The 25,339-nt window shown below is 37.2% G+C and carries 15 protein-coding genes; 8 read left to right on the forward strand and 7 right to left on the reverse strand.

All coding sequences use genetic code 11. The annotated features are described in order from the left end of the window. Positions 1 to 11 precede the first annotated feature (11 nt). Positions 12 to 3,068 carry an S-layer homology domain-containing protein gene (locus tag ACIQXW_RS12660; protein ID WP_401019178.1) on the reverse strand — a complete coding sequence of 1,019 codons (3,057 nt, stop codon included), beginning with the start codon at positions 3,066 to 3,068 and terminating at the stop codon, positions 12 to 14. Between the two features lie 633 nt (positions 3,069 to 3,701). Between ACIQXW_RS12660 and ACIQXW_RS12665 the strand changes: the two genes are divergently transcribed. Both ACIQXW_RS12665 and ACIQXW_RS12670 read left to right on the forward strand, forming a co-directional pair. Beyond that, complete coding sequence (locus ACIQXW_RS12665; protein ID WP_402763204.1) at positions 3,702 to 5,126, forward strand: MBOAT family O-acyltransferase; 1,425 nt, start codon at positions 3,702 to 3,704, stop codon at positions 5,124 to 5,126. 10 nt (positions 5,127 to 5,136) lie between these two features. After that, complete coding sequence (locus tag ACIQXW_RS12670) at positions 5,137 to 6,318, forward strand: alginate O-acetyltransferase AlgX-related protein (RefSeq protein WP_402762683.1); 1,182 nt, start codon at positions 5,137 to 5,139, stop codon at positions 6,316 to 6,318. Between the two features lie 201 nt (positions 6,319 to 6,519). Here ACIQXW_RS12670 and ACIQXW_RS12675 read toward each other — a convergent pair whose 3' ends face one another. Next, positions 6,520 to 7,416: a LysR family transcriptional regulator gene (locus ACIQXW_RS12675; protein ID WP_402762685.1), complete on the reverse strand. Its 897-nt coding sequence runs from the start codon at positions 7,414 to 7,416 to the stop codon at positions 6,520 to 6,522. Positions 7,417 to 7,538: 122 nt separating this feature from the next. On the opposite strand from ACIQXW_RS12675, the gene ACIQXW_RS12680 reads away from it, so the two are divergent. Next, entirely contained in the window at positions 7,539 to 8,627 is a 1,089-nt protein-coding gene (locus tag ACIQXW_RS12680; RefSeq protein WP_402762688.1) for an NAD(P)-dependent alcohol dehydrogenase, read from the forward strand. Further along, positions 8,590 to 9,150, forward strand: coding sequence for a DUF6944 family repetitive protein (locus ACIQXW_RS12685; RefSeq protein ID WP_402762691.1), 561 nt, complete (start codon positions 8,590 to 8,592; stop codon positions 9,148 to 9,150). The genes ACIQXW_RS12680 and ACIQXW_RS12685 overlap by 38 nt, the downstream gene beginning before the upstream one ends. Here the strand turns inward: ACIQXW_RS12685 and ACIQXW_RS12690 are convergent. Then, positions 9,113 to 10,111, reverse strand: coding sequence for an acyltransferase family protein (locus tag ACIQXW_RS12690; RefSeq protein ID WP_402762694.1), 999 nt, complete (start codon positions 10,109 to 10,111; stop codon positions 9,113 to 9,115). The genes ACIQXW_RS12685 and ACIQXW_RS12690 overlap by 38 nt on opposite strands. Positions 10,112 to 10,323: 212 nt before the next feature. On the opposite strand from ACIQXW_RS12690, the gene ACIQXW_RS12695 reads away from it, so the two are divergent. The 4 genes from ACIQXW_RS12695 to ACIQXW_RS12710 all read left to right on the forward strand — a co-directional run bounded on the left by ACIQXW_RS12695 (position 10,324) and on the right by ACIQXW_RS12710 (position 14,694). Continuing rightward, complete coding sequence (locus ACIQXW_RS12695; RefSeq protein WP_402762697.1) at positions 10,324 to 11,016, forward strand: response regulator; 693 nt, start codon at positions 10,324 to 10,326, stop codon at positions 11,014 to 11,016. Next, a complete protein-coding gene (locus tag ACIQXW_RS12700; protein ID WP_402762700.1) occupies positions 11,013 to 11,996 on the forward strand; it encodes a sensor histidine kinase in 984 nt (327 codons plus the stop codon). Before ACIQXW_RS12695 ends, ACIQXW_RS12700 begins: the two co-directional genes overlap by 4 nt. Before the next feature lie 96 nt (positions 11,997 to 12,092). Continuing rightward, positions 12,093 to 12,854, forward strand: a complete 762-nt coding sequence (locus ACIQXW_RS12705) for an ABC transporter ATP-binding protein (protein ID WP_402762703.1) — start codon at positions 12,093 to 12,095, stop codon at positions 12,852 to 12,854. After that, complete coding sequence (locus ACIQXW_RS12710; protein WP_402762706.1) at positions 12,844 to 14,694, forward strand: FtsX-like permease family protein; 1,851 nt, start codon at positions 12,844 to 12,846, stop codon at positions 14,692 to 14,694. The genes ACIQXW_RS12705 and ACIQXW_RS12710 overlap by 11 nt, the downstream gene beginning before the upstream one ends. 90 nt (positions 14,695 to 14,784) lie before the next feature. Here the strand turns inward: ACIQXW_RS12710 and ACIQXW_RS12715 are convergent, their stop codons facing one another. From ACIQXW_RS12715 to ACIQXW_RS12730, 4 genes are all read right to left on the reverse strand, one after another. After that, positions 14,785 to 15,006 carry a hypothetical protein gene (locus ACIQXW_RS12715; RefSeq protein WP_402762709.1) on the reverse strand — a complete coding sequence of 74 codons (222 nt, stop codon included), beginning with the start codon at positions 15,004 to 15,006 and terminating at the stop codon, positions 14,785 to 14,787. Beyond that, positions 14,981 to 15,544, reverse strand: a complete 564-nt coding sequence (locus ACIQXW_RS12720; RefSeq protein WP_402762711.1) for a DUF3990 domain-containing protein — start codon at positions 15,542 to 15,544, stop codon at positions 14,981 to 14,983. Before ACIQXW_RS12720 ends, ACIQXW_RS12715 begins: the two co-directional genes overlap by 26 nt. A 325-nt stretch (positions 15,545 to 15,869) precedes the next feature. Continuing rightward, a complete protein-coding gene (locus ACIQXW_RS12725; protein WP_402762713.1) occupies positions 15,870 to 20,624 on the reverse strand; it encodes an endonuclease in 4,755 nt (1,584 codons plus the stop codon). 689 nt (positions 20,625 to 21,313) lie between these two features. Next, positions 21,314 to 24,994 (reverse strand): S-layer homology domain-containing protein, encoded by a 3,681-nt coding sequence (locus ACIQXW_RS12730; protein WP_402762716.1) that lies wholly within the window; start codon positions 24,992 to 24,994, stop codon positions 21,314 to 21,316. Positions 24,995 to 25,339: the final 345 nt, after the last annotated feature.

A 25,339-nucleotide genomic window follows, 5' to 3' on the forward strand; every position in this document is an offset into this window, starting at 1 on the left:
TACGCTATTTATTAAGATGCAGCAACGATTGTTACTTTTAATTCTTTTGTTGCGTTACCAACTTTAATTTTTAAAGTTACTTTAGCTTCTTTAACATCTGCATTTAATGTAGCTGTTGCAGCTGCAGTACCGTTACCAGAAATTTTAACATCTGTTACTTTTTCAGGTACGATTGTAACTGTTTCTGCTACAAGTGCAGAAATTGCTTTGTTACCATATTGGTCAACAGTTGCAACGTTTACTACTACTGGTGCATCACCTGTAGATTTTAAGTTTGCTACAGTTGAACCAGATACTAAAGTAGCTTCTGTAATAGCTTTAGCAGCGTTGTAATCAGCTAAATTAACTGATGCAGCAGATGCTGTGAAGAAGAAATCTTGTGTTTTTTCAGCGTCAGCAGAAACAACGAATTTTTGTTCTAACACTTGACCAGTTGCATTAATTGTTACTTTTAATGTGAATTCTGTGTCAATTTTGTTAGCTGGTGTTGCTGAATCAGTGTTTAAAGCTGTATCAGCAATGTTTACTTTACCAGTAGTTACATCTTGAGGTGCAGCTAATTTACCGCCAGTTACTGTTGCAGTATATTCGTTCGCTTCAAGAGCAACTTTACCACCGTTTAGTAAACCGTTAATAGTGATGTTTTTGTCTGTTGCTACTTTAGTTTTACCAATTTCAGCAATTTCATAACCGTTGTATTCAGTACCATCAGTAACTTGTACTTTTACTTCAACAGCAGAATCAATTGTGCCATTTGGAGTTGTAAGTGCCACATTTAATGTTGCAGTTCCGTTTTTAAGAGCTGTTACTTGATTACCACTTACAGAAACTACGTCAGAAGTTCCAACTAATGTAACTGTTACAGGTTCAGCAGAGTTTTTCATTTCACGACCATATTGGTCTTCGATGATTAAGTGATCTTTAGCTGTAATTGTTACTGGAGCTTGAGCAGTTGAAAGTACTAAAGGAGTTTTAAGTCCACGAACTACAGTTGGAACTGCTTTAGCTTTAACATCTACAGTAATAGTAGCAACTTTGTAAGTTGAAGTTTGGAATACTAATGCTTGTGTTCCAGCAGTGTTGAATGTAGTTTTGTAGTAAACTTGACCATCTTTCACTTCAAGAGCTGATTCAGCAACTGTAGTACCGCCAACTTTAATACCTTTGTTAGCATCAGCTAATACTTTTTTGTTAGTGATTACGTTGCCTTCTTTATCAGTAACTGTTAATGGGATTAATGTAGATTCTTCAGCAACAGCGATTTCTGGTTGAGAAACAGAGATTGCATTAGTTGTAGAAGTTTCTGCAACTTTAACAGTATATTTAGCTGTTTGACCGTTAGTTGTTGAAATTAATAACACATCAGTGTCGCCAGCTTTTAAGATTGAAGATAATGCAACTACTAATTTATCTTTATCGCCAATTTTCACTTTAGAAACAGTGTTAGCAATTGTTAAGTTTGTAGTGTTTGTGTTTGTGATAACTAAACCTGTTGCTTTAGCAGCATCAGTAATTTCTTTACCATATTGATCTTTAAGGTTTAATACGATATAAGCATCAGAAGCTTTAGAAGAATCATTTAAAGCTACTTCTTCACCTTTAGCGTTATAAACACCAGCTACTTCAATAGAAGAAACTGTAGATTCAGCAGATAATTTTACAGTTTTAGAAACTGAAGTACCTGTAGCAGCATCGAATAATACTACTGGTACGATATCACCGATTTTTTTACCTTCTACAACAGCACCTGATAATTTAATTACACCTTTAGCTGAATCAGCAACAACAGTTGTATTAGCATTATCATTTGTTTTTAAAGAAGTTGTTTTTGTAATATCTGTACCATATTGGTCTTTAACTACATAACCAACAGTTGCAGTTGTACCAGCATCGAAAGTGCCGTCAGCTTTAACTGCTTTGTCAACTACAGCTACTTCGTCTAAAACTTCAATTGAAGTTACTTTTTGAGCTTCGATTTTAACTGTGCTAGTTAATACATTTTCAGTTAAACCAGCAATGTTTACAGTGTAATCAGCTGCTTGGAAGTTTGTAGCTCCTACTAATTGAACTGATTTTTTGTCTTCAGACCAAACTAGAGTTACGTTTTGTTTGAAAGTACCACGTAGTAATTCAACTTTAGCTTTAGTAGTATCTTCTACTGCTTTGTTGAATTGTACTTCGATTGTTTTAGCGTTAACAGCTTTTACTGATTCTAATTTAACTTCAGTTACTTCATATGTAACTACAGCTGAATAAGTTTTACCGTCAATTTCGAACTCTACTTTAGTTTCTTTGTTTTCTACAAGTGGAGTTTCTAATTTTACAGTGTGTTTAGTGTCATCAGAAAGAGTTACTTCTAATGTAGTTGCGTCAACAACTTTAGCTTCTTTAACAGTTAAAACTGCTTCACCAACGTTTGTGATTGTACGGTGTAAGAATGATGCGAATTGACCACGTGTTAAAGAGTTTTTAGGGTTGAACGCTTTAACGTTTGTAAGTCCAGCATATTCTAAAGCGATAATTGCTTCACGGTTTTCTGTAGCTGTAGTTTTGTCTAAATCTGTGATAGCAGATTTGAAGTCAGATTCTTTGTAATCTGCTACTAAATCTACACCATAAACAGTGTTGATAGCACGTACTAATACTACTGCCATTTGTTCACGGTTCATGTTGTTTGTGTACATTAATTGGTTGTTTGAACCTTTGAATACGCCTGCATCTTTAACAAGTGCTGCATATTGTAGTAATTCTTGGTCTGGAGCTGAAGTTGGAAGGTCAGTGAAACGAGCTTCTGTTTTGTAATCAGCTGGAATTTCATATTTTTCAGAAACTAACCATTTACCTAAGAATTTTGCTACGTTACCGCGTGTTACCACTGCGTTCGGTTTGAATGTACCGTCAGTGTAACCTCCTACGATTTTAGCGTCCGCTAATGCTAAGATAGCGTCCTTGTGATCACTTGTTTCAATATCAGAAAAGCTTGCTGCGCTTGCTACTGGTACGATTGCTGATGCTACTAGAGCTGCTGATGCTGCGCCGACAACCCATTTGCTATATTTTTGTTTCATGTCTAAAAACCTCCTAGATAAATTAGCCACTTTTATGACTACGATTCTATTATAAGAGAAGTAGAACATACATATCTATGTGAAATATCTGGAATGAAAGATGTGGTAACAGTAATACTTAATTGGTTATACATACATTTTTTAGTTTTTTATATAGTGTTTTACCATCCAACAATTAGTAGACAAGCGTTGCTTTTATGCGGAAAATATACCATTTTACCCATAGGTATTGAGACTTTTTCCCTTCCATATATTTTTAGCTAAGACAATTTTCTCACTTAAAGGAATAGTGAACAAATCATGAATTTACGTTACAATAATATAGGTAATTTATTCATTAATTCCCTTGGAAAATTGGATTAAGATTTTATGGAAACCAGAATCTAGCGATAGTCACTATATTCTATTAAGAAATAATGGGCTTCAATCAGCGGTATGACTGGGTTTACAAGCAATTTACTTAGGGGCTATCGGGGGCTCCCACAGTTCTATTTGCGACTCACTTGGGGCTATCGTCGATTCACGACTTTCTTTTAGCGATTCTGCTCACGGTACCGGCATCTTCAAGGTTTTAACAGCAACCTCGGCAATTCGCTAAGTTCTATCATTTACAGAGATGGGGATTTGACAGAAATGGTATTTAGTAGTCTTATTTTTTTATATGTCTTTTTGCCATTAGTAATGATTGTGTACTTCATCTCTCCGAAGATGCTACGCAATACGATTTTACTGTTGGCTAGTTTGTTCTTTTACGCTTGGGGTGAACCGAAATATGTGCTTTTAATGATGCTGTCTATTGTACTCAACTATGTGCTAGGCATTGTCATCGAAAATACAGTTTCACAGTCTAAGAGAAAAACACTCCTTTGGTTAGTCATTGTTAGTAATTTAGCCATCTTAGGCTATTACAAATACGCTGGCTTTTTCGTGGACATTGTTAACAATTATTTGGCACAGCCAATTGAATGGCAGGCGGTTCCACTGCCAATCGGCATTTCATTTTACACGTTCCAAGCACTTAGCTATGTTATCGATGTTTATCGCAAGGACGTAAAGGCACAGCGCAACTTTTTGGATTTATCACTTTTCATTACATTATTTCCACAGCTCGTTGCAGGCCCTATCGTTCGCTATCAAACGGTAGCTGAGCAAATAAAAAAACGTATCTCTACAGCAGACGATTGGATGATTGGGACGCGTCGCTTTGTACAAGGCTTAGCGAAAAAGGTACTTATCGCAAATCCAATGGGCGAAGTAGCCGATCACGTATTTAGCTTATCTGGTGGGGACTTAACAACTGGTACTGCATGGATTGGAATTTTAGCGTACTCCCTACAAATCTACTTCGACTTCTCAGGCTATAGTGATATGGCAATTGGGTTAGCACGTATTTTTGGCTTTAAATTTGAAGAGAACTTTAACTATCCATATATAGCTCAATCTGTTACAGACTTCTGGCGTCGCTGGCATATCTCACTCAGCAGTTGGTTTAGAGACTATGTCTACTTCCCACTTGGTGGAAGTCGCGTTAGCCACGAGTGGAAGTTATATCGTAATTTACTTGTTGTCTGGACACTAACTGGTTTTTGGCATGGTGCAAGCTGGACCTTTATGGCATGGGGCTTTTACTACGGGATATTAATTTGCTTGGAAAAATGGGTATTGTTGAAATGGTTGGAACGTATTCCACGTGTAGTCCGACATATGTATATTCTTATTATTGTCATGATTGGCTGGGTTTTCTTTAGAGCGAATGACTTTACATATGCATTTGCATTTATCAAAACGTTATTTGGGTTATCAGACGCAGCATTGTATAACTATGAAACGATTTTACTGACGAAGGATTATGCTATTTACTTTGTTATCGCTATTATATTTGCAATGCCAATCTATAAACTTTATCAAAATTGGAGCGAACAAAAAGCTACCGCTTCCCTATCATTTGACTGGGGGCTACGCATTACGCAAACAATTTACTATGGCGCTCTTTTGTTATTTATCACGATGTTTTTAGTGAACGCAACACATAATCCATTCATTTACTTTAGATTTTAGGTGGGACATCATGCGAAAAATACAAACGTTACTTTTACCAATTACATTTTTTTGCATCATTTTCGGTGGCTTTGTCGTGCATGTATTAACAGTGGATCGTCCACAATCAGAGATGGAAAACCGACCATTAGAATCTGCCAACATCACGCCAAGTCCACAGGAAATCTTCTCAGGACAATGGTCCAAACAGGTAGAATCTTATATTTCCGATCAATTTCCTGCTCGAGATACATGGATGCGCAATTATGTTAACTTTCAACGTGTTGTGGGCAAAACTTATTTAAATGATAAGTACGCAGTAGATGATAAAAGCGGCTGGATCATTTCTAAACCAGCCGCAGCAAAAACTGAAGAAGAGCTAGCTTCCTTTGCCTCCGATTTAAAACGTTTAAGCGAAGGGCTAGCCGAAAAAAATATTCCGTTTACATTTTACTCACTACCAGCTAAGGCAACCTACTCTCGTGAGCCAAGTCCAAGCTTTATGCCTGAAGATGCTGGTATTGCCAACAACACCAAACTGCACGAACTTGTTACAGCTGCTGGTGTAGACAATATCCGTCTATATGATGAAATGCAGGACGACTTTTCTGCAGAGCGCAACTTCTTTAAAACAGATCATCACTGGACAATACAAGGTGCATACTCTGGCTACGAAGCACTTATCAATACACTAAGCAAACGGCTTGGCGAGACGATACCAACTATACCATTTGATGAGGCCAATACAGTTTGCTTACCAAATAAATTCGCCGGCTCTTGGAATAAAATACTGTATATGACCGTCGATAATAATGAAAAAATTTGCTACAACGAGCCCGCTTCGTTCGCAACACAATTTACTATTTACGACGGTACGATTGAAGGTGGGGTCACTGCACCATACGAAGCAGTATACGGTCGCGCAAAACAGATGAGTCCCGATGCAGTCGTGAACTACGCTGAAGCCTACAGTCGCGACTTCGCTGAGCTTACTCTCGTCAACCAAAACTATGACAGCGACAAACATCTCGTCGTCATTAAAGATTCATACTTTAACACCATTCAATTTCACGTAGCAAGTCACTTTAAAACCGTAACAATTTTAGACTTACGTTATTTGGATAAGGACATCATTTCATACTTACAAAACATGCAACCAGATTATGTCGTCCTTGCCTATAACGATCGCAATCTAAAACTAATGCCGGAATAAGCTTCATTGTTCGACTCGCTCATTTCTAGCGGCGATTGCTGCTAGGTTACCGGCGATTCATGGAGTTCTATCGGCGATTCCTGTCGGGCTACCGGCGATGCTCTGAGTTCTATCGGCGATTTCCTCCAGTTTACCGGCGATGCTCCGAGTTCTATCCAATATATAAATTAAGAAAAGCCGAATACTTTATTCGGCTTTTTCTTATCTATAATTTTTATTATTAATTTCTATAAAAGCTTGAATCATATGTTGACGGAATTGCTTTGATACATATGAATACTTTTTGTTTTTTAACCAAGCGAAACCTACCATTTGATAGCAGTGGCTATTTTTCAAGCGAATGATTTTAGTATTCGCTAATTGTTCACCTAAAAATGAATACTGCGGATAAAATGTAATCCCTTGTCCTTCATTAACAAGTTGTAAAACAATCGACATTTCCGTTCCTTCAAATACAATGTTTGGGGTAAACCCCGCTTGTAAACAGCATTTTTCAAACATACTAATAGATTCTAATCCAGATTTATATCCTATAAAACGTTCGTCTTTTGCTTCTAGTAAATCAATTTCATCAAATTGTGCAAGTCTATGATTTTTAGGAACAATCAAATCTAATCGTTCCTTTAAAACAGGAAGCCATTCAATATCAGTTCCTATAATCGGTGTATTGGAAACACACAACTCAATTTCCCCACTAATTAGACGTTCCTTTGCTACTGAATCAGGGAGAATGGATTGCTGAATTCGAATATTCGGTCTACGATCATAGAAACTTCTAAATATGGGCGGTAGTATTGTAGAGCTCATCACACTAATAGATACACGATCTTCCTCTATATCAGCCATTTCTAGTACTTCTTCATGAGCCTCTTGTAAGATTTTTAATGCTTTCTCTACTTCCTGCGCATAATGCTTTCCATAACGATTCAAACGAATTTTCTTACCATTTCGATCGAATAAAGGGACACCTACTTCATCTTCTAATTTGGCAATCGTTTTACTTAATGATGACTGTGTAATATTTAAAGAAAGTGCAGATTGAGACATATGCTCCGTCCTCGCCACAGCTAAAAAGTATTGTAACTGTAAAAGTTGCATAGTATTTCCCCTTATGAATCATAATGAATATAGATATAGATTTGAATATATTGTAGCGATATTTGCAAACGATTACAATGATAGCGAATTTCAATAATCTGTACTAAAGGGAGAATGAATATATGAAAATTAAAGCAGCAGTTACGCCTGGTCAAGGACAAGATTTTATTATTGAAGAAGTAGAACTAGCAGGTCCAAAAGCGAATGAAGTGCTAGTGAAAATTGTTAGTACAGGTGTTTGCCATACAGATGCTGTTGCGCGTGATGCCGCAATCGCCCCACTACCTGCTGTTCTTGGACATGAAGGAGCAGGAATTATTGAAGAAGTCGGTGAAGGTGTAACTCGTTTAGAAAAAGGTGATCACGTTGTACTTTCATTTGCGCATTGTGGACATTGTGATAACTGTTTAACAGGTCACCCAACAGTTTGTGAAACATTCAACGATTTAAACTTCGGCGGTACACATGATGATTACACACATCGTTTATCTAAAGATGATCAGCCACTTTCAACATTTTTCGGTCAATCTTCGTTCGGTACTTATGCAATCTCACATGAACGTAATGTTGTCAAAGTAGATAAAGATGTGGATTTAGCATTACTCGGACCTTTAGGCTGCGGTATTCAAACAGGTGCTGGTACTGTTTTAAATAAAATCAAACCAGAGTTTGGCTCAACAATTGCTATTTATGGTGCTGGCGCTGTAGGTTTAAGTGCTATTATGGCTGCAAAAATTGTAGGCTGTAAAACAATTATTGCTGTCGATGTACACGATTCACGCTTAGAATTAGCTAAAGAGCTAGGTGCAACACATACATTTAACGGAACAAAAGTAGATGTTGTAAAAGAAATTAAACAATTAACAAACGGTGGTACAAAATACGCAGTCGATACAACAGGCGTTCCTCCAGTAGTTCGTCAATGTTTACAAGCGCTACGTCCACTAGGCGTTGCAGCAGTAGTTGGTGTAACACCAGAAATGACTATCGATGTGCACAATGATATCATGGCGGAAGGTAAAACAATGATGGGTGTCATTGAAGGAGATTCAGTACCAAATGTATTTATCCCTCAATTAGTGGACTACTATAAAGCTGGCCAATTCCCATTCGATAAATTGGTGAAATTCTATGACTTTGACCAAATCAATGAAGCATTTTTAGCATCAAAAAATGGCGAGGCAATTAAACCCATTTTGCGTATTCAATAATGTTTCAGTGCTTGCTCGGGGTTTAGTGGCGGATTTGCATGAGTTTAGTGGCGTTTCACTCGAGTCTACAGGCGATTTACTCGAGGCTACCGGCGATTTACTCGAGTCTACAGGCGTTTCACTCAGGGCTACCGGTGATTTACTCGAGGCTACCGGCGTTTTACTCGGGTCTACCGGCGTTTTACTCGAGGCTACCGGCGTTTCACTCAGGTCTACCGGCGATTTACTCGAGGCTACCGGCGATTCCCTCGGGTTTATCGGCGTTTCTCTCGGGTCTACCGGCGATTTACTCGAGGCTACCGGCGTTTCTCTCGGGGCTACTGGCGTTTCTCTTGAGGCTACCGGCGTTTCTCTTGAGGCTACCGGCGTTTCTCTCGAGTCTATCGGCGATTCGCACAGGGCTATCGGCGTTTCTCTCGAGGCTACCGGCGTTTCTCTCCCTACAAACAAAAAAGCAGTGATTTCTACTTTAGAAATCACTGCTTTTATCGTTTCTTTAGTTTTCCGACAATCCATTGACTAAATGGTAAGTATGATAGTAGCTTTGTCAGCCCAATACAAACAACTAGCGTCCACAGCATAAGCAGTGGAACACGCGTCAGTGTGCTATCAAAATGCGCCACGAACCAGCTTGTTGATAGGCGTAAAACCTCCCAATGGATGAGGTAAATCATAAATGCATATTGACTAATTATCCGTACAACTTTCGTCGATGGTATTAACTGTCCCCAAGCAATCACACAAAGTACAACACTTACGACAAGTGGCACTAAATCGAGCCGTCTCGAGTGTACATCTATGTAACCAAGTTGCACACGAATATATAAGAACAGCGCAGATAGTATGACAAAAACAACGGTCGCTCCGCGATACTTCTTTGCCAGCACGGCTAATTGTTCATAATAAACACCTATCGCATATGCTACAGCAAAATAACCGAGCCAACCCGTAAACAGTAAGCGTATAACCATCACATTGTCCTCAAATATTGGATACGGCAATAAAATGATTGCATGATGCACAAGTGTAATCAATACACTAATGGGTAAAAACCACGCAATTGACCACTTGAAACGCTTCATCAGCGCAATCACCATATACAGCTGCATAATGACTACGACAAACCAGCCAACAAACTCGCCAGACACAACATTGTGATAATACTTGTCCCATAGCAAGCCCTTCTGGTAAATTGACTCAACCAATAACGCATCTAAAAAAGCCCACACTAAAAAAGGCACAAAAATATATTGAATGCGACTCGACCAAAAATTAGTCGGTAGCTTTTCACGATAACGATTCGACAATATTAAAATGGATAACACAATAAACGTCGGTGTTGCATAGCAAAGCGCAATTCGTAAAAACAAATACAACGGTTGCTCAGGTTCTGCCCCAACCTCCATAATAACCCACGATGATGTATGCAATAGTAAAATGGATAGACATGCCACCACACGTAGTAAATCCCACTCTTTAATCACTACAACATTCTCCTAGTACTTTATATCTCTATTAAGCATGTCATAGAATGTCGATTAATGCAATGGTCGTACTTGGCATCTACTACAGCAAGCTTTTTAACTCATTTCCAAATGTTTTCGTTTAGGATAGCAAATATGAAAAAATTGGAGTATATTGAAAACATTTAGTGATAAAGATAGAAGAAAGCTTCTAGCTATAAGAGGGGTATAAAATGTATAAAATATTAATCGTTGAAGATGACATGGATATTGCACAAACATTAAAAAACCAACTAGATAAATACGGCTATCAAGGCGTTATCGTGCAAAACTTTGACAAAGTGCTCGATCGTTTTCAAGAATTTCAACCACATCTTGTTTTAATGGACATCAATCTTCCTGCATTTGATGGTTATTATTGGTCTCGGAAGATTAGGAAGGTTTCGAACTGTCCAATTATGATTTTGTCTGCTCGGATGAGTGAAGCCGATCAAGTTTATGGAATTGAAAATGGTGCTGATGATTTTATTACCAAGCCCTTTTCACTCGAAGTCGTTTTAGCCAAAATAAATGGACAGATCCGACGTATTTACGGTGAATATGCCGTGGATGCTCAAGCCCGTATCCTCAAAAAGGGCAATACAACGTTAAACTTAGATACGGTCAGATTAAGCACAACCGAAACTGAGGACCTACTAACCGTCAAAGAACTGCGACTTTGTACAATGCTATTTGAAGCATATCCTAATGTCGTGACTAGACAGCAGTTACTGAGCGCAATTTGGGATGACGAAACATTTGTTGAAGAAAATACGCTTACAGTCAATATTGTAAGACTTCGAAAAAAATTAGAAACCATTCATTCCTCTTTAGAAATTATTACAATTCGAGGCATAGGATATCAATTAGCGGAGAAACACATATGAAGTTATTTTTACAAGACCATATAAGCATCATTGTCGTTTATATTTTGACGTTTTTGGGCTTTCCTATTGGAATGCAACTACTAGATGGCTTTGAGAACCATTACGTTTATTTTGTATTTTTAGCGACTGTACTATTAGTCATCTTACTGTATATTCGTTATTTACGTCGTAAAAAAATGTATGCACATATCGAAAAACAAACTGACGACTTTGTTATTTACCGTCCGCTTGCCCCGTATGAAAAAGCGTACGCAAAGCAATTACAATCGATACAAGCTTTACTACTAGCACAAGAAGAACAGTACAAACAGTTTTCACTGGAGCAACAAGTTATGATTTCTCATTCTGTGCACCAAATGAAAACGCCCCTTTCTGTTATTCAACTGCTCATTCAATCGAACCAGTGGAAAGAAGCGACTTTACTTTTAGAATGGCAAAAGGTGAAAATCCAATGTGATAAGCTGAATTATTCTTTAAATCAACTACTTACGTATAGTCGCTCAACAAATTTAATGGCTGATTTAAAGATAGAGCCAATACAACTAAGGGGTATTGTGCAAGAAGTAATCAATGATTTAAAGGATTATTTCATAGAAGAAGAGATGTTCCCAAAATGTATAATCCAAGACAATGTACTGCTCTACTCCGATCGAAAGTGGCTGAAGGTCGTTATTTATCAGCTATTAAGTAACGCTGTAAAATATGGCGAGCGGCACTCTTCGGTCAACATCTATTTTGAGGATGGTCATTTACTTATTAAAAATATAGGTGACACCATTCCAGAAAATGAAATCACACGTATTTTCGACTTATATTACACAGGCACTAAGGGGCGTATTAAAGGCGAATCTACTGGTATTGGTCTATATTTAGTGAAACGAATTCTGACAACCTTAGATCACCCATTCCAGTTACATTCAGCAAATAACGAAACAACCATCACTATAGATTTCTCTAACAGTATAAAAAAAGCTATATGACAATTTTGTCATACTGCTGTCATGTGTAGCGATATATGCGAATCACTAAAGTATCTATACTTGAAGTACATCAGATACACAAGGAGTGACGAATACATGTCAAACACAATCTTACATGTCCATCAGCTTCACAAGGAATATGCCGGAGAAGTTTTATATAAAGCATTAAAAGGAATCGATTTTCAATTAGCTGAAAATGAATTTGTTGCAGTGATGGGTCCGTCTGGTAGCGGGAAAACAACATTGCTCAACTGCATTTCTACGATTGACCGTCCAACTAGTGGCGTTATTACAATTAGTTCAAAAAATCCATATGATTTAAACGACGATGAACTAGCGAAGTTTCGTCGCAATGAGCTAGGCTTTGTGTTTCAAGACTTTAATCTTGTCCACACATTGACAGTCGAAGAAAATATTTTATTACCACTAGCACTAGACTCCGTTGGAATGAACGACATGCACAAACGTTTAGCCTATGTTGCACAATTTCTGGGCATCGAAGGCATTTTAAAGAAACGGACATTTGAAATTTCAGGCGGGCAGAAACAACGAGTAGCCATCGCGCGGGCTGTTATCCATGAGCCAAGCTTATTGCTAGCCGATGAACCGACAGGGAACTTGGATTCCAAAGCGGTCAATGATGTCATGTCATTATTTGAAAACATCCATAAAACGTTAAAGACAGCTATTTTAATGGTGACACATGATGCCTATGTCGCTAGCTTTGCACAGCGTGTTGTTTTTATTAAAGACGGCTCTCTCTATAACGAAGTACACCGTGGCAAAAATAAACAGCAATTTTACCAAGAAATTATGGACACACTTGCTTTCTTAGGTGGTGGACAACATGAAATTTAATGATATTGTTGTGCAAAACATCTTACGTGATAAATGGACTTATATTTCATATTTTTTAAGTAGTGTATTTTCCATTTTAGTGTTCTTCTTATTTTCAATTACAGCGTTTCATCCGATGCTTGCTGCTATTGATCAGAATAGTACACTTGGCATTACGATGATGTTTGCTAGTTTATTTATTTACATTTTCTCTTTTGTTTTTATCATTTACTCCATTTTTGCGTTTTTGAAAAAGAAAACAAAGACGCTCGGCACGTTTATGATTACAGGCGCATCCATGAAGCAAATCCGTACAATGATATTCAGAGAAAATATGCTGATTGGTGCTGCTGCTATTGTTACAGCAATCATCCTTGGACTTATTGTTTCGCCATTATTTTTAATGGTCGCAAAACGAGTTCTTCAAGCTGATGAATTTGGTATGTATGTACCGATTACATCCATCCTGCTAACAGTCATACTTTTCACCATTTTGTTTGTAATCGTATCGAAATTTATAGCACGCTTTATCAATCGAGAAGAAGCCATTCAATTATTAAAAGCAGATGTAACAACGGAGAAAGTTATTGCGTTCACGCCCATAAAATTGTTGCTTGCAATCATCGTTAGTGGATTTTTATTGATTTCATTGAAATTCGAACTAAATTGGGTGAACTCGTTAGGCATAATTTTTTACATCGCCTTAATTGGTAGCTTACTTTTAACTATCTACTTCATCATTACACAAGGTATACGATGGGTCATTCGCATTTTGGTAAAACGTCCTACCTATTATAGAAAAACCAATATGCTTTTTGTTTCCAATTTAAAGGCAAAGAGTCGCTCCCATGCACACCTTATCTATTTACTAACAATCTTATTACTTGGTGTATTTTTATGTACAAGTGTACTATATAGCTCTTACTACAATGTTAAAGAAAAAACGGAAAGTTTGTACCCTTATAGTTTTCAATATACTTCCCTTCCTGGGAATACACTTGCCCAAGAGCGACAAGATATTACCTATATCCAATCGACTTTAGACAAAGCAGGTCATTACGATGCCTATTATTCCGCATTTAAAACTGATGAAGATCGACGAATAGGTTTTATGTCTGTTAGCAATTATAATGCACTCGGTTTGCACAAAAAAATCTCATTGAAGGACAATGAATATTTTGTTGCAGCAGGTCATCAAGGCGTACGACCTGCTATTGACACAATTCATGACTACGCAGTGCCAAAGATGCAATTTGCCGGTTTACAAGAACAAAACATATTACTAACAGGCTTACAAAATGTTTATTTTATAGTGCCTGATGCCATTTATGAAACGCTTGAATTCCCTGTTTACAAAGTGTTTGCTTTTGAGATTCAAGATTGGACAAACAACATCGATCTAGCGGAAAATATTTCAGCTAAAATCACCTCGAATCAAGAACATTTAATCTCATCGAAAATTGATTTATACGCTTCAGAAAAGTTTGTAAAAAGTATTATGTTCTTTATCGGATTTATGCTAAGTCTCATATTTTTAAGTGCGGCAATGAGCATTCTATACTTCTACTTACAAACGTCACTTGAAGGAGAAAAAGAAAAATATATCGGCATTCGAAAAATTGGTCTTTCTGTGAAAGAGGTAAGTTCCGTGGTGACAAAAGAATTGGCAATGCTCGTTTTTATCCCTTTTACATTTGCTAGCATTCTATTAGCTTGCGTGATGTTGGCAATGCGTAGTTTGATTTCAACGTCATTTTATGAAATGACCGCAATCGGCATCAGTATATTTTTACTATTATTTATAGGAAGCTTCTTCATTATCCGTCGAAGTTATTTAAAGAAATTATTAGAAGCGCGATAAGCGTGCCAGTCACTATTACATTAAAAGAGAACGAAAAAGTGTTAGATTGACTGTAGTCAATCTAACACTTTTTTATACTTTTGTTTTCATCTAACCTGCTATCGATTGTTGAAATCGCTTTATAATATGGCTCACCCAATAGTCTTCGTCAAAGTGATGAACATAGATTGGATCCTCCTGTAAACGATGGAGGAAACCAGATGTCGTGAGCGCTTCATCAGCTTGCTCACCTAAAACTATTTTTAACTCATCTCGAATCAAAAAGACAAGCTCCAAATCTAGTTCATTAAATGTATAACCAATCCATTTCAATTTCCTTCACCCCCACAATTTTTAAACATTCAATTGCTGCTTCTGTATGTAGCACTAACTGTGAATTCTTTATATACAATGGCTTGATACTATCAAAAAATTCATCGAGAGTAATTATTCCGTTAAGCATTTTCCGCACTAAAATATTGGTACGCCCATCTGCAAGTGGTCCGAGCGTATAATCAAAAGAGTGATATAGTTCATTCTTGAAACCAGTACTTCGGCAATTGAAAATAAATTCAGCCCATTCCTTTGGAGGTTGCTCAAATTGCTTAGTAGTTAAACTCATTAACTTTTTAATATCTAAATGGAAATACACAACTACTGGTTCAGTACCAGCCGGCAATCGTCCATCAACCATTTCATCTTTAGCTCTTCCAATTGCCCACTTTTTAGCTTGCTTCAAATTATTCGTTACATAGAAGCCTTTCCCAAAATCTGTACGATAACGCTCTTTCGACAAATCTATACTCTGCTCAATATTTACTCCATCTCGTTTAGTTGTACCGTGATAGCAAAATAAATAAGCTTCCCTCATTTCTACCCTATAATAAACGTTTATTTACGAACGCTAGCCACTCGTATTTTGCCCATAATATATCATATTCTGAAATTCTTTTAAAATATAATACAAAAGGAACTGTATAGAAAATTCCCAACACTGTTCCTTGAGAAATTCACTTCATTTGTGCTTCTACCTGCCGCTCATATCCCTGTTAAATCGCTTAATTTGAAGCTCTCCATATCTTCCAAAAGATTTGGATTTATACTTTTCCATCCATATAACAGTCAGGTACTTGTCCTAAAAAACTAAAAGCCCACTTCACATCCAATTGAAGTGGGCTACCAATATATTATTCTGATTAATTTGCCATCTGTAATGCCGTTTTTTTACCATAAATCGTTTCTACCCATTCCGGGTGATCGATAAATGGATTGCGATTACCTTGAACTTCGTAGATTCTGTCGTTTCTTCGTTTTTCAAATTCATCTACGGGATCTTGTAGATGCCATTGTAAAAGGACAGAAAGTTTACCATGATTAGGAGCTGTCCCATTATTAACTTTTTCATTTAATTCAAGGTCAACTTTATCACCTGGCTCATAACGAGTTGCCATATAAAATAAGATACGTGCTACATCACCTTTTACATTATTAGGCGGCTCGAATGAATCCGAATCTTTCAAGCAACCATTACAACCCGCCACTGGACTGCCACCATTATCAAAATCTAAATTTCCTCTCGAGCTATTCACTGAAACATCTGTAGGGCGTAAATGATGAATATCTGTTCCTGGTCCATTGCTCGTTCCAAAATTACCATGTGATTTTGCCCACGTATGCTCTCTGTTCCAGTTTCCTACTTTACCGCCATTGTTTGATTTAGGGCTTGATTTCCCAGAGTAAAATAACAGTACATTATTTAAATTATTTGGATCTTCATCTGTATATCTTAATGCCTCCCATGCATCATCATATGACAGTACCTTTTGTTTAGAAATGATATCGTGAAGTGCTTTTTTTAGCGCTTGACCTTCTTTGTCATAGGCAGCTGCATAATAGTCGTTAGCGTTTACTGTAACACTAAAGTTGGTAGTGATACTTTTCTTGCCATCGAATGCAGTAACGCCAACAATATGGTTACCCGCTTCTAAATTTAGTGTTAATATGTTGCCATCAATTGTACCTTTTGTAGCTGTAAATGTCAGTGTGTCATTATCCGGATCAGCGAAATGTTCCGTTAAATCAATTGTAATTGCAGTTCCTACAGCTACTGTTTTATTTGGAATAGGATTTTTAACGACGGGTTGCTTGTTTTCAGAAGGTAAAATAACTTCCCCTTTTGAATTCGTAAATTTAATTTTCTCTAATGTTGCGCCTTTCTTCAGTTCAATCAATTTTAAGTCGATATTGTCTGCGCCTCTAATTTCACTCACATTTTTGCCTTCAATTGTAATCTTTTTAAAGATATTACCTTTTAAGTCCACAATAGCTCCTGGGTGATTTGGCGTGATGATAACATCTGTGTTTTTAAAGCCTTCTCCGTGAAGCTCTACATACTTCCCTTTTAGGTGGACGCCCTTCGTAATATACGACGCAGCATCTAAATGCAATGCCACACTAGGCTTAGTAATGTTTAATATATTTTTCTTAAAGTTCTCATAGTAATATGTGATTTCAGGCACAATCGGTTCAACAGTAGAACCTTTTTTCAAGTCAATTTGCACCATTACAGGGTCATGATCACTTGCACGTCCTGCCATATCTGTAAAGTCAGCATTAACATGAAGAATATCAATGATTGTTTTGTCTTTAAGGTTATTAGAAACCAAAATATGATCTAATACTTGCGAATTCCCTTGATATAAATATGTGTAACGATCAGCGTCTTCCGCTTTATTAATCATATTTGTCATCTCAGCACCTTCATGAATCTTAAGAGCTTCAGCAAATTGATAGTCGTTAAAATCACCTAAAGATACAATGTTTGCATCTGCATTTTTTGATTTAATGTCTTTAACAAAGTTATTTACAATCGTTGCGATTTTTTTACGTTGCACTTCACTTCCATAAACCGGTGGCTGTTTTGCTCCGAATAATGGCGTGTCACCAGATTTAGAATTCCAGTGGTTAGCGATAACGACCACATCTTCACCTTGGAATTCAAATTGTGCAGCTAACGGTTTACGACTACTATTAAATGCTTCATTCGTAGGATCAATTCGACCTGGATTTAGCGTTAATTTACCGTTTTGATAACTAACGGCAGTAGTCGCATCGCCTGCTGGGATACCTTCCTTCAACTTCACTCTTTCTGGATTGTAAAGGAATCCAACACGAATATTTGCGTTAGGTGCACCACCGTCTGCATTATTCACCGGATCAATATTGACATACTTATACTCAACGCCACTTGCAGCTTTAATGGCATCAATCAATCGTTTATAACTTTGATCTGCTTTCGAATCACCAGTCGATTCGCCGTTATTATCTTGTACTTCCGTAACCCCAACAATGTCCGGCGTTTTCATATCGACACCGATTGCGCGTGCTAATTTACGTGCTTTATCATCTGATGTCGACGTTTTATTATTCGAGAAGTTTTCTAGGTTATAGGATGCAATTGTTAACTTATCATCGGCTTTAACAATCTTTGTTGTCTCAGGTTTTGCAGTCCCTTTTACATGTGCTTGTTTCATCTCATCTAATGGCACATAGATTTTAAAGTTTTGATAAGAGTAGCCAACGATACCCGTAATAGGTCCCTTAAACTTATCACCTGTAGCAACTTCGAAATCACGAGCTGTTCCGTTTGGTTCTAATCTGAATTGAATACGATTTGGATTTGTCTTTCCTTCCTCATACAAGACGCCACCATGAAGTGTATTCGTTGGTTCACTTTCTAAAACCGTCACTAAATCCCCATGTTCCTGTGGAGAGACAGCTTTGACATCGCCTACTTCTACACGCATGCCTTCAATACTTTCCCAAAAATCAATAGCATCAATTGTCGGGTTGAATACTTGCAGATTATCACTATCAATTTTGCTAAATGACATTTTTAATTTATCAATTTGAATGGCTTTCGGTAATGCTACGCTACTCTTTATTTTTTCTACTTTGCCACCTTGATCATTACGAACATTGATTTGCGTTGTTTTTAAATCTGTTTGGTTGGCGTCACTATAGCCATCGTACGCAAATTCATCTACTTTACCTGTTACAGATACTAAATCACCTACTTGAATCGGCCAAGCATTTTTCCCACTATAAAGTAAGATAGCTTCAGATGTATTTGGATTATTGTCCGCCAATTCATCAGGCGTTTGAATCGTATAATACGTACTACCGTTTAAAGCAAATGAATACGTCACGATTCCTTGAATACCTTCAACTGTTTTACCCGCAAACGGAGAAGTATGCCCCTCCCCTTGAATATTATGAATCTGCAAGGCATCTGTAATAGTATAGTCATAGGTCATAATTTCACTAAATTTCCCATCACTCGCTTTTACAACTGTTTTTAATGTTGTATTTTGAGTAATCTCGATTGGTGTTGTATATTTCGTACCGCCTACAGTTGGATCTGAGCCATCTACTGTGTAGTAGATTTCTGCATTTGCTGTCGATGTAGATAAAGTAACTGCTGTTTTATTCACAAATGTCCCACTTCCAGGGGATGCGATGGCAGGCTTTAACGCTGTACTATCCACCACAATATCTGATGCAGAACGAGGAATCAGTTGGTAATCATTATCGAACTGTTGCACAATACCTGTAATCGATTCATATGTTGTACCTACAGTTAAGCCAAGCGTAGCTGTTTCATCTCGTACTAAGAAATTGCTGCCATCACTAGCTGTAAAGTTTGCCCAGCCGCTCCCTTCTTGAACATTCGTAAGCGTGACATTTTTTACAGTAATAAGTTGTGATTCATTGGCTTCCTTTACCTCTGCTCCTGTTACCAGTTTTGCAGTTGGTTCACCAACGCCTGCTACTTTATCGATGAGTTGAGCACTATCTAATTGCAATAAACCTCTGTAATCAGCTAACGTACCTTTGAGCGTTACTTCATCACCAACATTCGCATTTAAGCTAGTCGGACGAACTGCAATACCTCCAGTTGCATCTTGCACAGAAATTGTATTTTTCAGTTTCCCTGCTACAACACCTTTGATTGTTACTGATGTTCCGTTAGCTTTTGCTCTTGCATCAGCGATAGAAAGAATATCTTCTTGTCCAACTACTGTATAATTGAAAGTTTGTACATCACTATTATCTAATCCCTCTGCTACAGCAATTGCTTTTATTGTTGTTGTTTTATCAATAACAATTGGTTGCGAATATAAAGTGCTGTTCGAAGTCGGCTCTGTACCATCAGTTGTGTAATAAATCGTTGCGCCTTCCGTTGCTGATGCTAATGCAATTGCAGTACCAGTCGCTACCGTTCCAGAAGGTGTAGAAGCTGTTACTGCGCCTACCTTAACAATTGGCCCTACTTCTCCGCCGTCCATAGAATGACTGCCTAAATAATCGAATGTATCGATTGGATAGGGCTGCCATTCTAACGAAGGATCAAATGCATCACTTGGATTTATGTCACCAGAAGTAACTGCACTCTTTCTGACCAATGTTTTATCAACAGTTGACACACCGTTTACATCCCATGCTTTCCCTGGATCGAAGCCCATTTGACCAAAGGAATCAATAACCTCTTCACCTTTTTTTAAAACAATAGCATCATTACCATTAAACGAAGTAACAGCTGATGCAAATCCACCTTTATCTTTTATTGCTGCCACTGCGCTAGAATTATAGATAATGATCGTGTCATTATGTGCTAAAGTTCCACTTAACGTCTGTTTATTCGTGGGAGTAGTATTACCGTTTGTATAAAGTTCTAGTTTATATTGACTTAAATCAATCGTTGAACCCGTTCCATTGTAAAGTTCAATCGCCTTATTATTACTCGATCCTTCAATATATTCAGAGATAATTAAATCTGCTGCTTGTCCTGCTGCTACAGCTTTAGCAGGCATCACCGGAATCGATACACTTGCAACTAGAGTTGTTGCTAGTAAAGCATTAAATGACTTGCTCCATTTCTTTTTAGACATTGTCGGTTAGCTCCTCTTTAAGTATTTGCTTAAATAAAGACTTCCTCTTATCCGAAGAAAGTCTACTCCACTATTCTCTATCTCGTCTATCGGTTTGTCCCTATACCGTCCATGCGCCTTTCTTGCAAACGGCGTATCAACAATAGTATTAAAACCCATTACCCCAATATATATATGAAACCATATTTGTGTTAATACACTATTTAAAAATTATTTAATTAGAGTAAATGATAGTATTTTATTTAACAAATTATTATATTTAAAGTAGCTAAAACCTATATTCTATAATAAGTTAGTCATAGATATTAGTACGACCTTTTAAACAATCAATTATATGTAGATGTAATAGTATATTTTCTACATAACTATGTAGGAAATATATAAGCATATTGGATGACCTTAAATCAGCCATGGAGAAACCCCTACTCCAAGAGCTTCTCAGAAATTACGACATTCCATATAAACATATAAACCTGTCTGTGTGTAATCCTCCATTAACCTATTGATTTAATAAAATAGTTTTTAACTACTAGTTTCTTTATAAACCTTATCCTATCCTGCATCAATTGTGCTGTAGGTAAATAGCTCCTCAAAACTATTGATTTCACAATAAAAGCCTTGTAGAGAGAAATCTCTACAAGGCTTTTGGAATCTAGTTTGAATACGCATTATAAGTATTCAATTATTATTTATTTTACAGTTACAGATAAAGTTACGCCTGTAGTTGCAGCTGGAGATTGTTGTGTAATAATAATAACTCCATTGTTAGCAGTTACATCGTATTTAGTAGCAGTAGTATCTAATTTTGTATCTAATGCTGCTGCAATAGCTGTTGCAGTTGCATTAACGTCTGCTCCTAATACATAATCTTTACCCGCTCCTTCTACTAATTCAACTTCTACAGAACCAATTTTAACAGTAATTGTGCTACCTGCAACTGGTTTTGTTTTTAATTGGAATGAGTATGAAGCTGGTGTAGCAACACCATCAACACCAACAACAGCAGTTAAAGTTGGTGCAACTGTAGCAATTTTAAGAGCTGCATCACTAGTTACAGATAATGTAGAAGCTGCACCTAATGTTGTACGAGAAATTTCTACATTATTACCAACTACTGTAGCTTTTACATCAGAAACTTGTAATTGTGCTGCAGCATTAATTGCATTTACAATTGCAGTTGCATCAGCATTTAGAGATAATGAAACATCAAATGATTTATCAGCAACAATTGATAGTTTACCTGCTGTTGTTACTACATCATTAGCAGCCATTGTTAAAGTAGACTTTGGTGCTGTGTTAATTCCTGCAGAATAGTCAATAGAAGGTGCACCATTGTTTACTACACTTGTATAAACTACTGGACTTACCTTTACATTAAATTTAACTTCAGTAGTATCTTTACCATCTGTAACGTTTAATGTAAGTGTTGTTGTACCTTCAACATTTCCAACTGAAATTACTAAGTTAGAACCAGAAGCAAGTGCTTGAGCTACATTTGGATTAGAAGAATTTACAGCACCAACGAAGCTTAATGCATCATTGTCACCATCAGTTGCAAGTGAAGTAATTGCAATCGTTTGGTTAGTTGTACCAACTGTGTATTCTAAATCTTTAGCGATTGAAACTGGTTTTTTATTATCAACAGTTTCTTTACCAACTGGTTTGTTTCCAGTCATAGCAGAACTAATGATTGAAAGTGAAACAACGTCATCTTTCACTTCATAAGTTACTGTTACAGCACCCGTAGCAGCTTTAAGTTGATCAATAAATGCTTTTGCTGAAGAAATTGTTGATCCACCAATACCGTAGTATTTGTATGTTTTACCGCTTTCACCATCATACTTAACTGGGTCTTTACCATCAAAAGTAATAGTTTCTTTACCTACGTTGAACTCAGTAACAAGACCAGTGTATGGGTTAGAAATTTCTTTAGTAGCAGTGAATGTTGCAGTTGCTTCTTTAGAAGTGAATGCAAATTCTTTGTTTCCGTTAATTTCTTTAGCCACACCTGTTGCAAGAACTTTTACAGAAGAAGTTTTACCGTCTACAGAAGTAACTTCGATTACACCTTCTTTAGCAACTACTGTATGCACACGGTTTGGAGCGATTTCTACATCGCCAACTTTTACATTGTTTGCACCTGTGTTGTAAACAGTGTAAGAAACATTTTCAGTTTTGTAACCAGAGTTAGCAACAACTTTACCACTTTGGTTTGTAAGTTTTACTTTGAATGTTGCAACTTCGCCACCAGCAAATTTATCAGTTTCTTCAGTACCTTTGTAAGATGCTAATTTAGAACCATCTAAATATTCAGCTTGGAAGTATGAAATTGGTGCAACTGCAGATGGTTCACCTTTGTCTAAGTTTGCATCTTTAGCGCTTTGGTTATTGATGTCGATCCAAGCGATTGGTGTAGCATAAGTATTTACAGCATCAGCTGAAATTACGAAGCTTGCTTCACCTTTAGAGTTAGTTTTAACAGTGATTTTTTTACCTTCATAACCAACTTGTTTACCGTTTTCTACTTTTACGAATTGTGCAGAAGTAACTGTAGAAATTACTCCGTCAATATCTTCGTTAAATGCAACGTTAACTGTTTCGTTAGCAGCTAATTTACCATCTTTATCTTTCACTACTAAGTTATATTTACGACCGTTTGTTACACCAGTTGCAGCAGTTTCGCCACCATCACGAGTTACTTCAAGTGAGTAAGCAGCTTGAACTGCACCGAATGTTACTTTAGCAGCAGAAGCTTGTAATGTATCCGCAGTGTATTTTTGAGTGTATCCAGTTGTAGTAACTGTACCATTTGAATTAGTAACTGTTACTGGAGTCGCTTCAAATACTACTGGAGTTACTTCAGCGTTAGAACCTGAAACTGTGAATGTAGCTTCACCTTTAGAGTCAGTTGTGATTTGTGCAGCTTTAGTGTTGTTATCGCTAGTTTGAACTACAGCAAGACCGTTAACTGTAACGTTTTGTAATTTATCAACAGTTACGTCAATGTTTTCTTTAACTGATACGTTAAGTACTTTACCTGATACTGGTTTACCAGTTTCTGGGTGTTTGTAAGTTACTTTGTAAGTTTTGTTAGCGCCATTGTTAATTGTAGAACCAGTAGTAACTTCAGTGATTTCTAAAGTTTGGTCAACTGCCCAGAATACATAACCAGTTGAGAATTTAGAACGGTCACCGTTAGCGTATACAGTTACAGTGTCGTTCGTTGCAGCATAACGAGTGTAAGTATAAGAAGCGATACCTTCGTCGTTAGTTACAGCTTCAACTGTTACTGGAGTTTTCACGCCATTAGAAGAACCTGGGATGAAGAAAGTTACTGGGACACCAGCTTTAGATTGACCTTCAGCAACAGTTACTTGTGCTTTAAGTGTTACTTGTTGGCCAAGTTTACCTTGTACTGATTTTTCAACTAAATCAACTTTAGTAGGAACTACAGCAGCGATACCTTTGAATGTACCGATTTTGTCTTCGCCAAGAGATACAGTGTACTCTTTGTCAGCTGTTTGAGCAGCAGTTGTTAAAACAACAACTTTTTTGTTTGTTTGTTTAACAGCAGCGTTTTTAACTTCAAGATCAGAGATTAAGAAGTTAAGAGCTTGTACGTTTTCAACTTCTTCGTCAAATGTTACTTCAACAGTTGTGCTATTGATAGCTTTAACTGCAGCAACACCAGCTTCAGGAGTGTTAATAACGTTTTCGATTGTGCGGTATAAGAATGAAGCGAATTGTCCGCGAGTTACGCTGTTACCTGGGTTGAAGTTAGATACGTTAGTGATACCAGCGTATTCTAAAGCAACGATAGCATTGCGTTGTTCAGCAGAGTAAGCTTTTTCTAGGTCAGAGATTTCAGTTACGAAACCAGCTTTTTTGTAGTCAGCAACTAAGTCTACGCCAGCGATTTCTTTAATAGCACGTACTAAAACTACTGCCATTTGTTGACGTTGCATAGTTTGAGCAGCGTTTAAGTTGCCGTTTGAACCGTTGAATACGCCTGCATCTTTAGCAAGTGCAGCATATTTAACTAATTCAGCTTCAGCTGTTGTTGGTAGATCGTTGAAGCGTTGTTTTGAATTCCAGTCAGCTGGAATTTCTTGGCCTTGTGCTTCTAAATAACGACCTAATAATTTAACCACTTGACCGCGGTTAATTGTTTGGTTTGGTTTGAATGAGCCGTCAGCGTATCCATTGATGATACCTGCATCAGCAAGTGCGTTGATTGCTACCTCGTGGTCGTTACCTGCTACATCTGAGAATCCTGCTGCAGAAGCCACTGGTACGATAGCAGAAGCTACTAAAGTAGCCGTTGCAGCCGTAGCTACGAATTTTTTGTATTTCTTTGGTTGGTTAGCCATAGAAAAATTTCCTCCTCTAAGTTAAAAAATTATGTCTCTACTACATAGTTATGTAGTAAATAAACAACTACACATAAAAGTATAGTTGTATCCCTAAAAGTTGTCAATCATATTTTGGGAAAATTACTAATTCACTTCCGGAAAATAGTGGACATCGAACTCTCTTTTACCATTGTCGGCTATTAGGCGTTTTTTTTCAAGTGAAAATATGCAACTTTTCCAACAAAATCTAATTTTCTACCATTCTATTGTTCATATTTTCTAGAATGATATAAAATATTGGATAATTAAGTTATTTGATAAAACGAAAAAAGCTCAAGCATATAAATGCTTGAGCTTTTTTCG

The organism is Lysinibacillus sp. NPDC097162, assembly GCF_044762185.1.
Classification (GTDB): Bacteria; Bacillota; Bacilli; order Bacillales_A; family Planococcaceae; genus Lysinibacillus.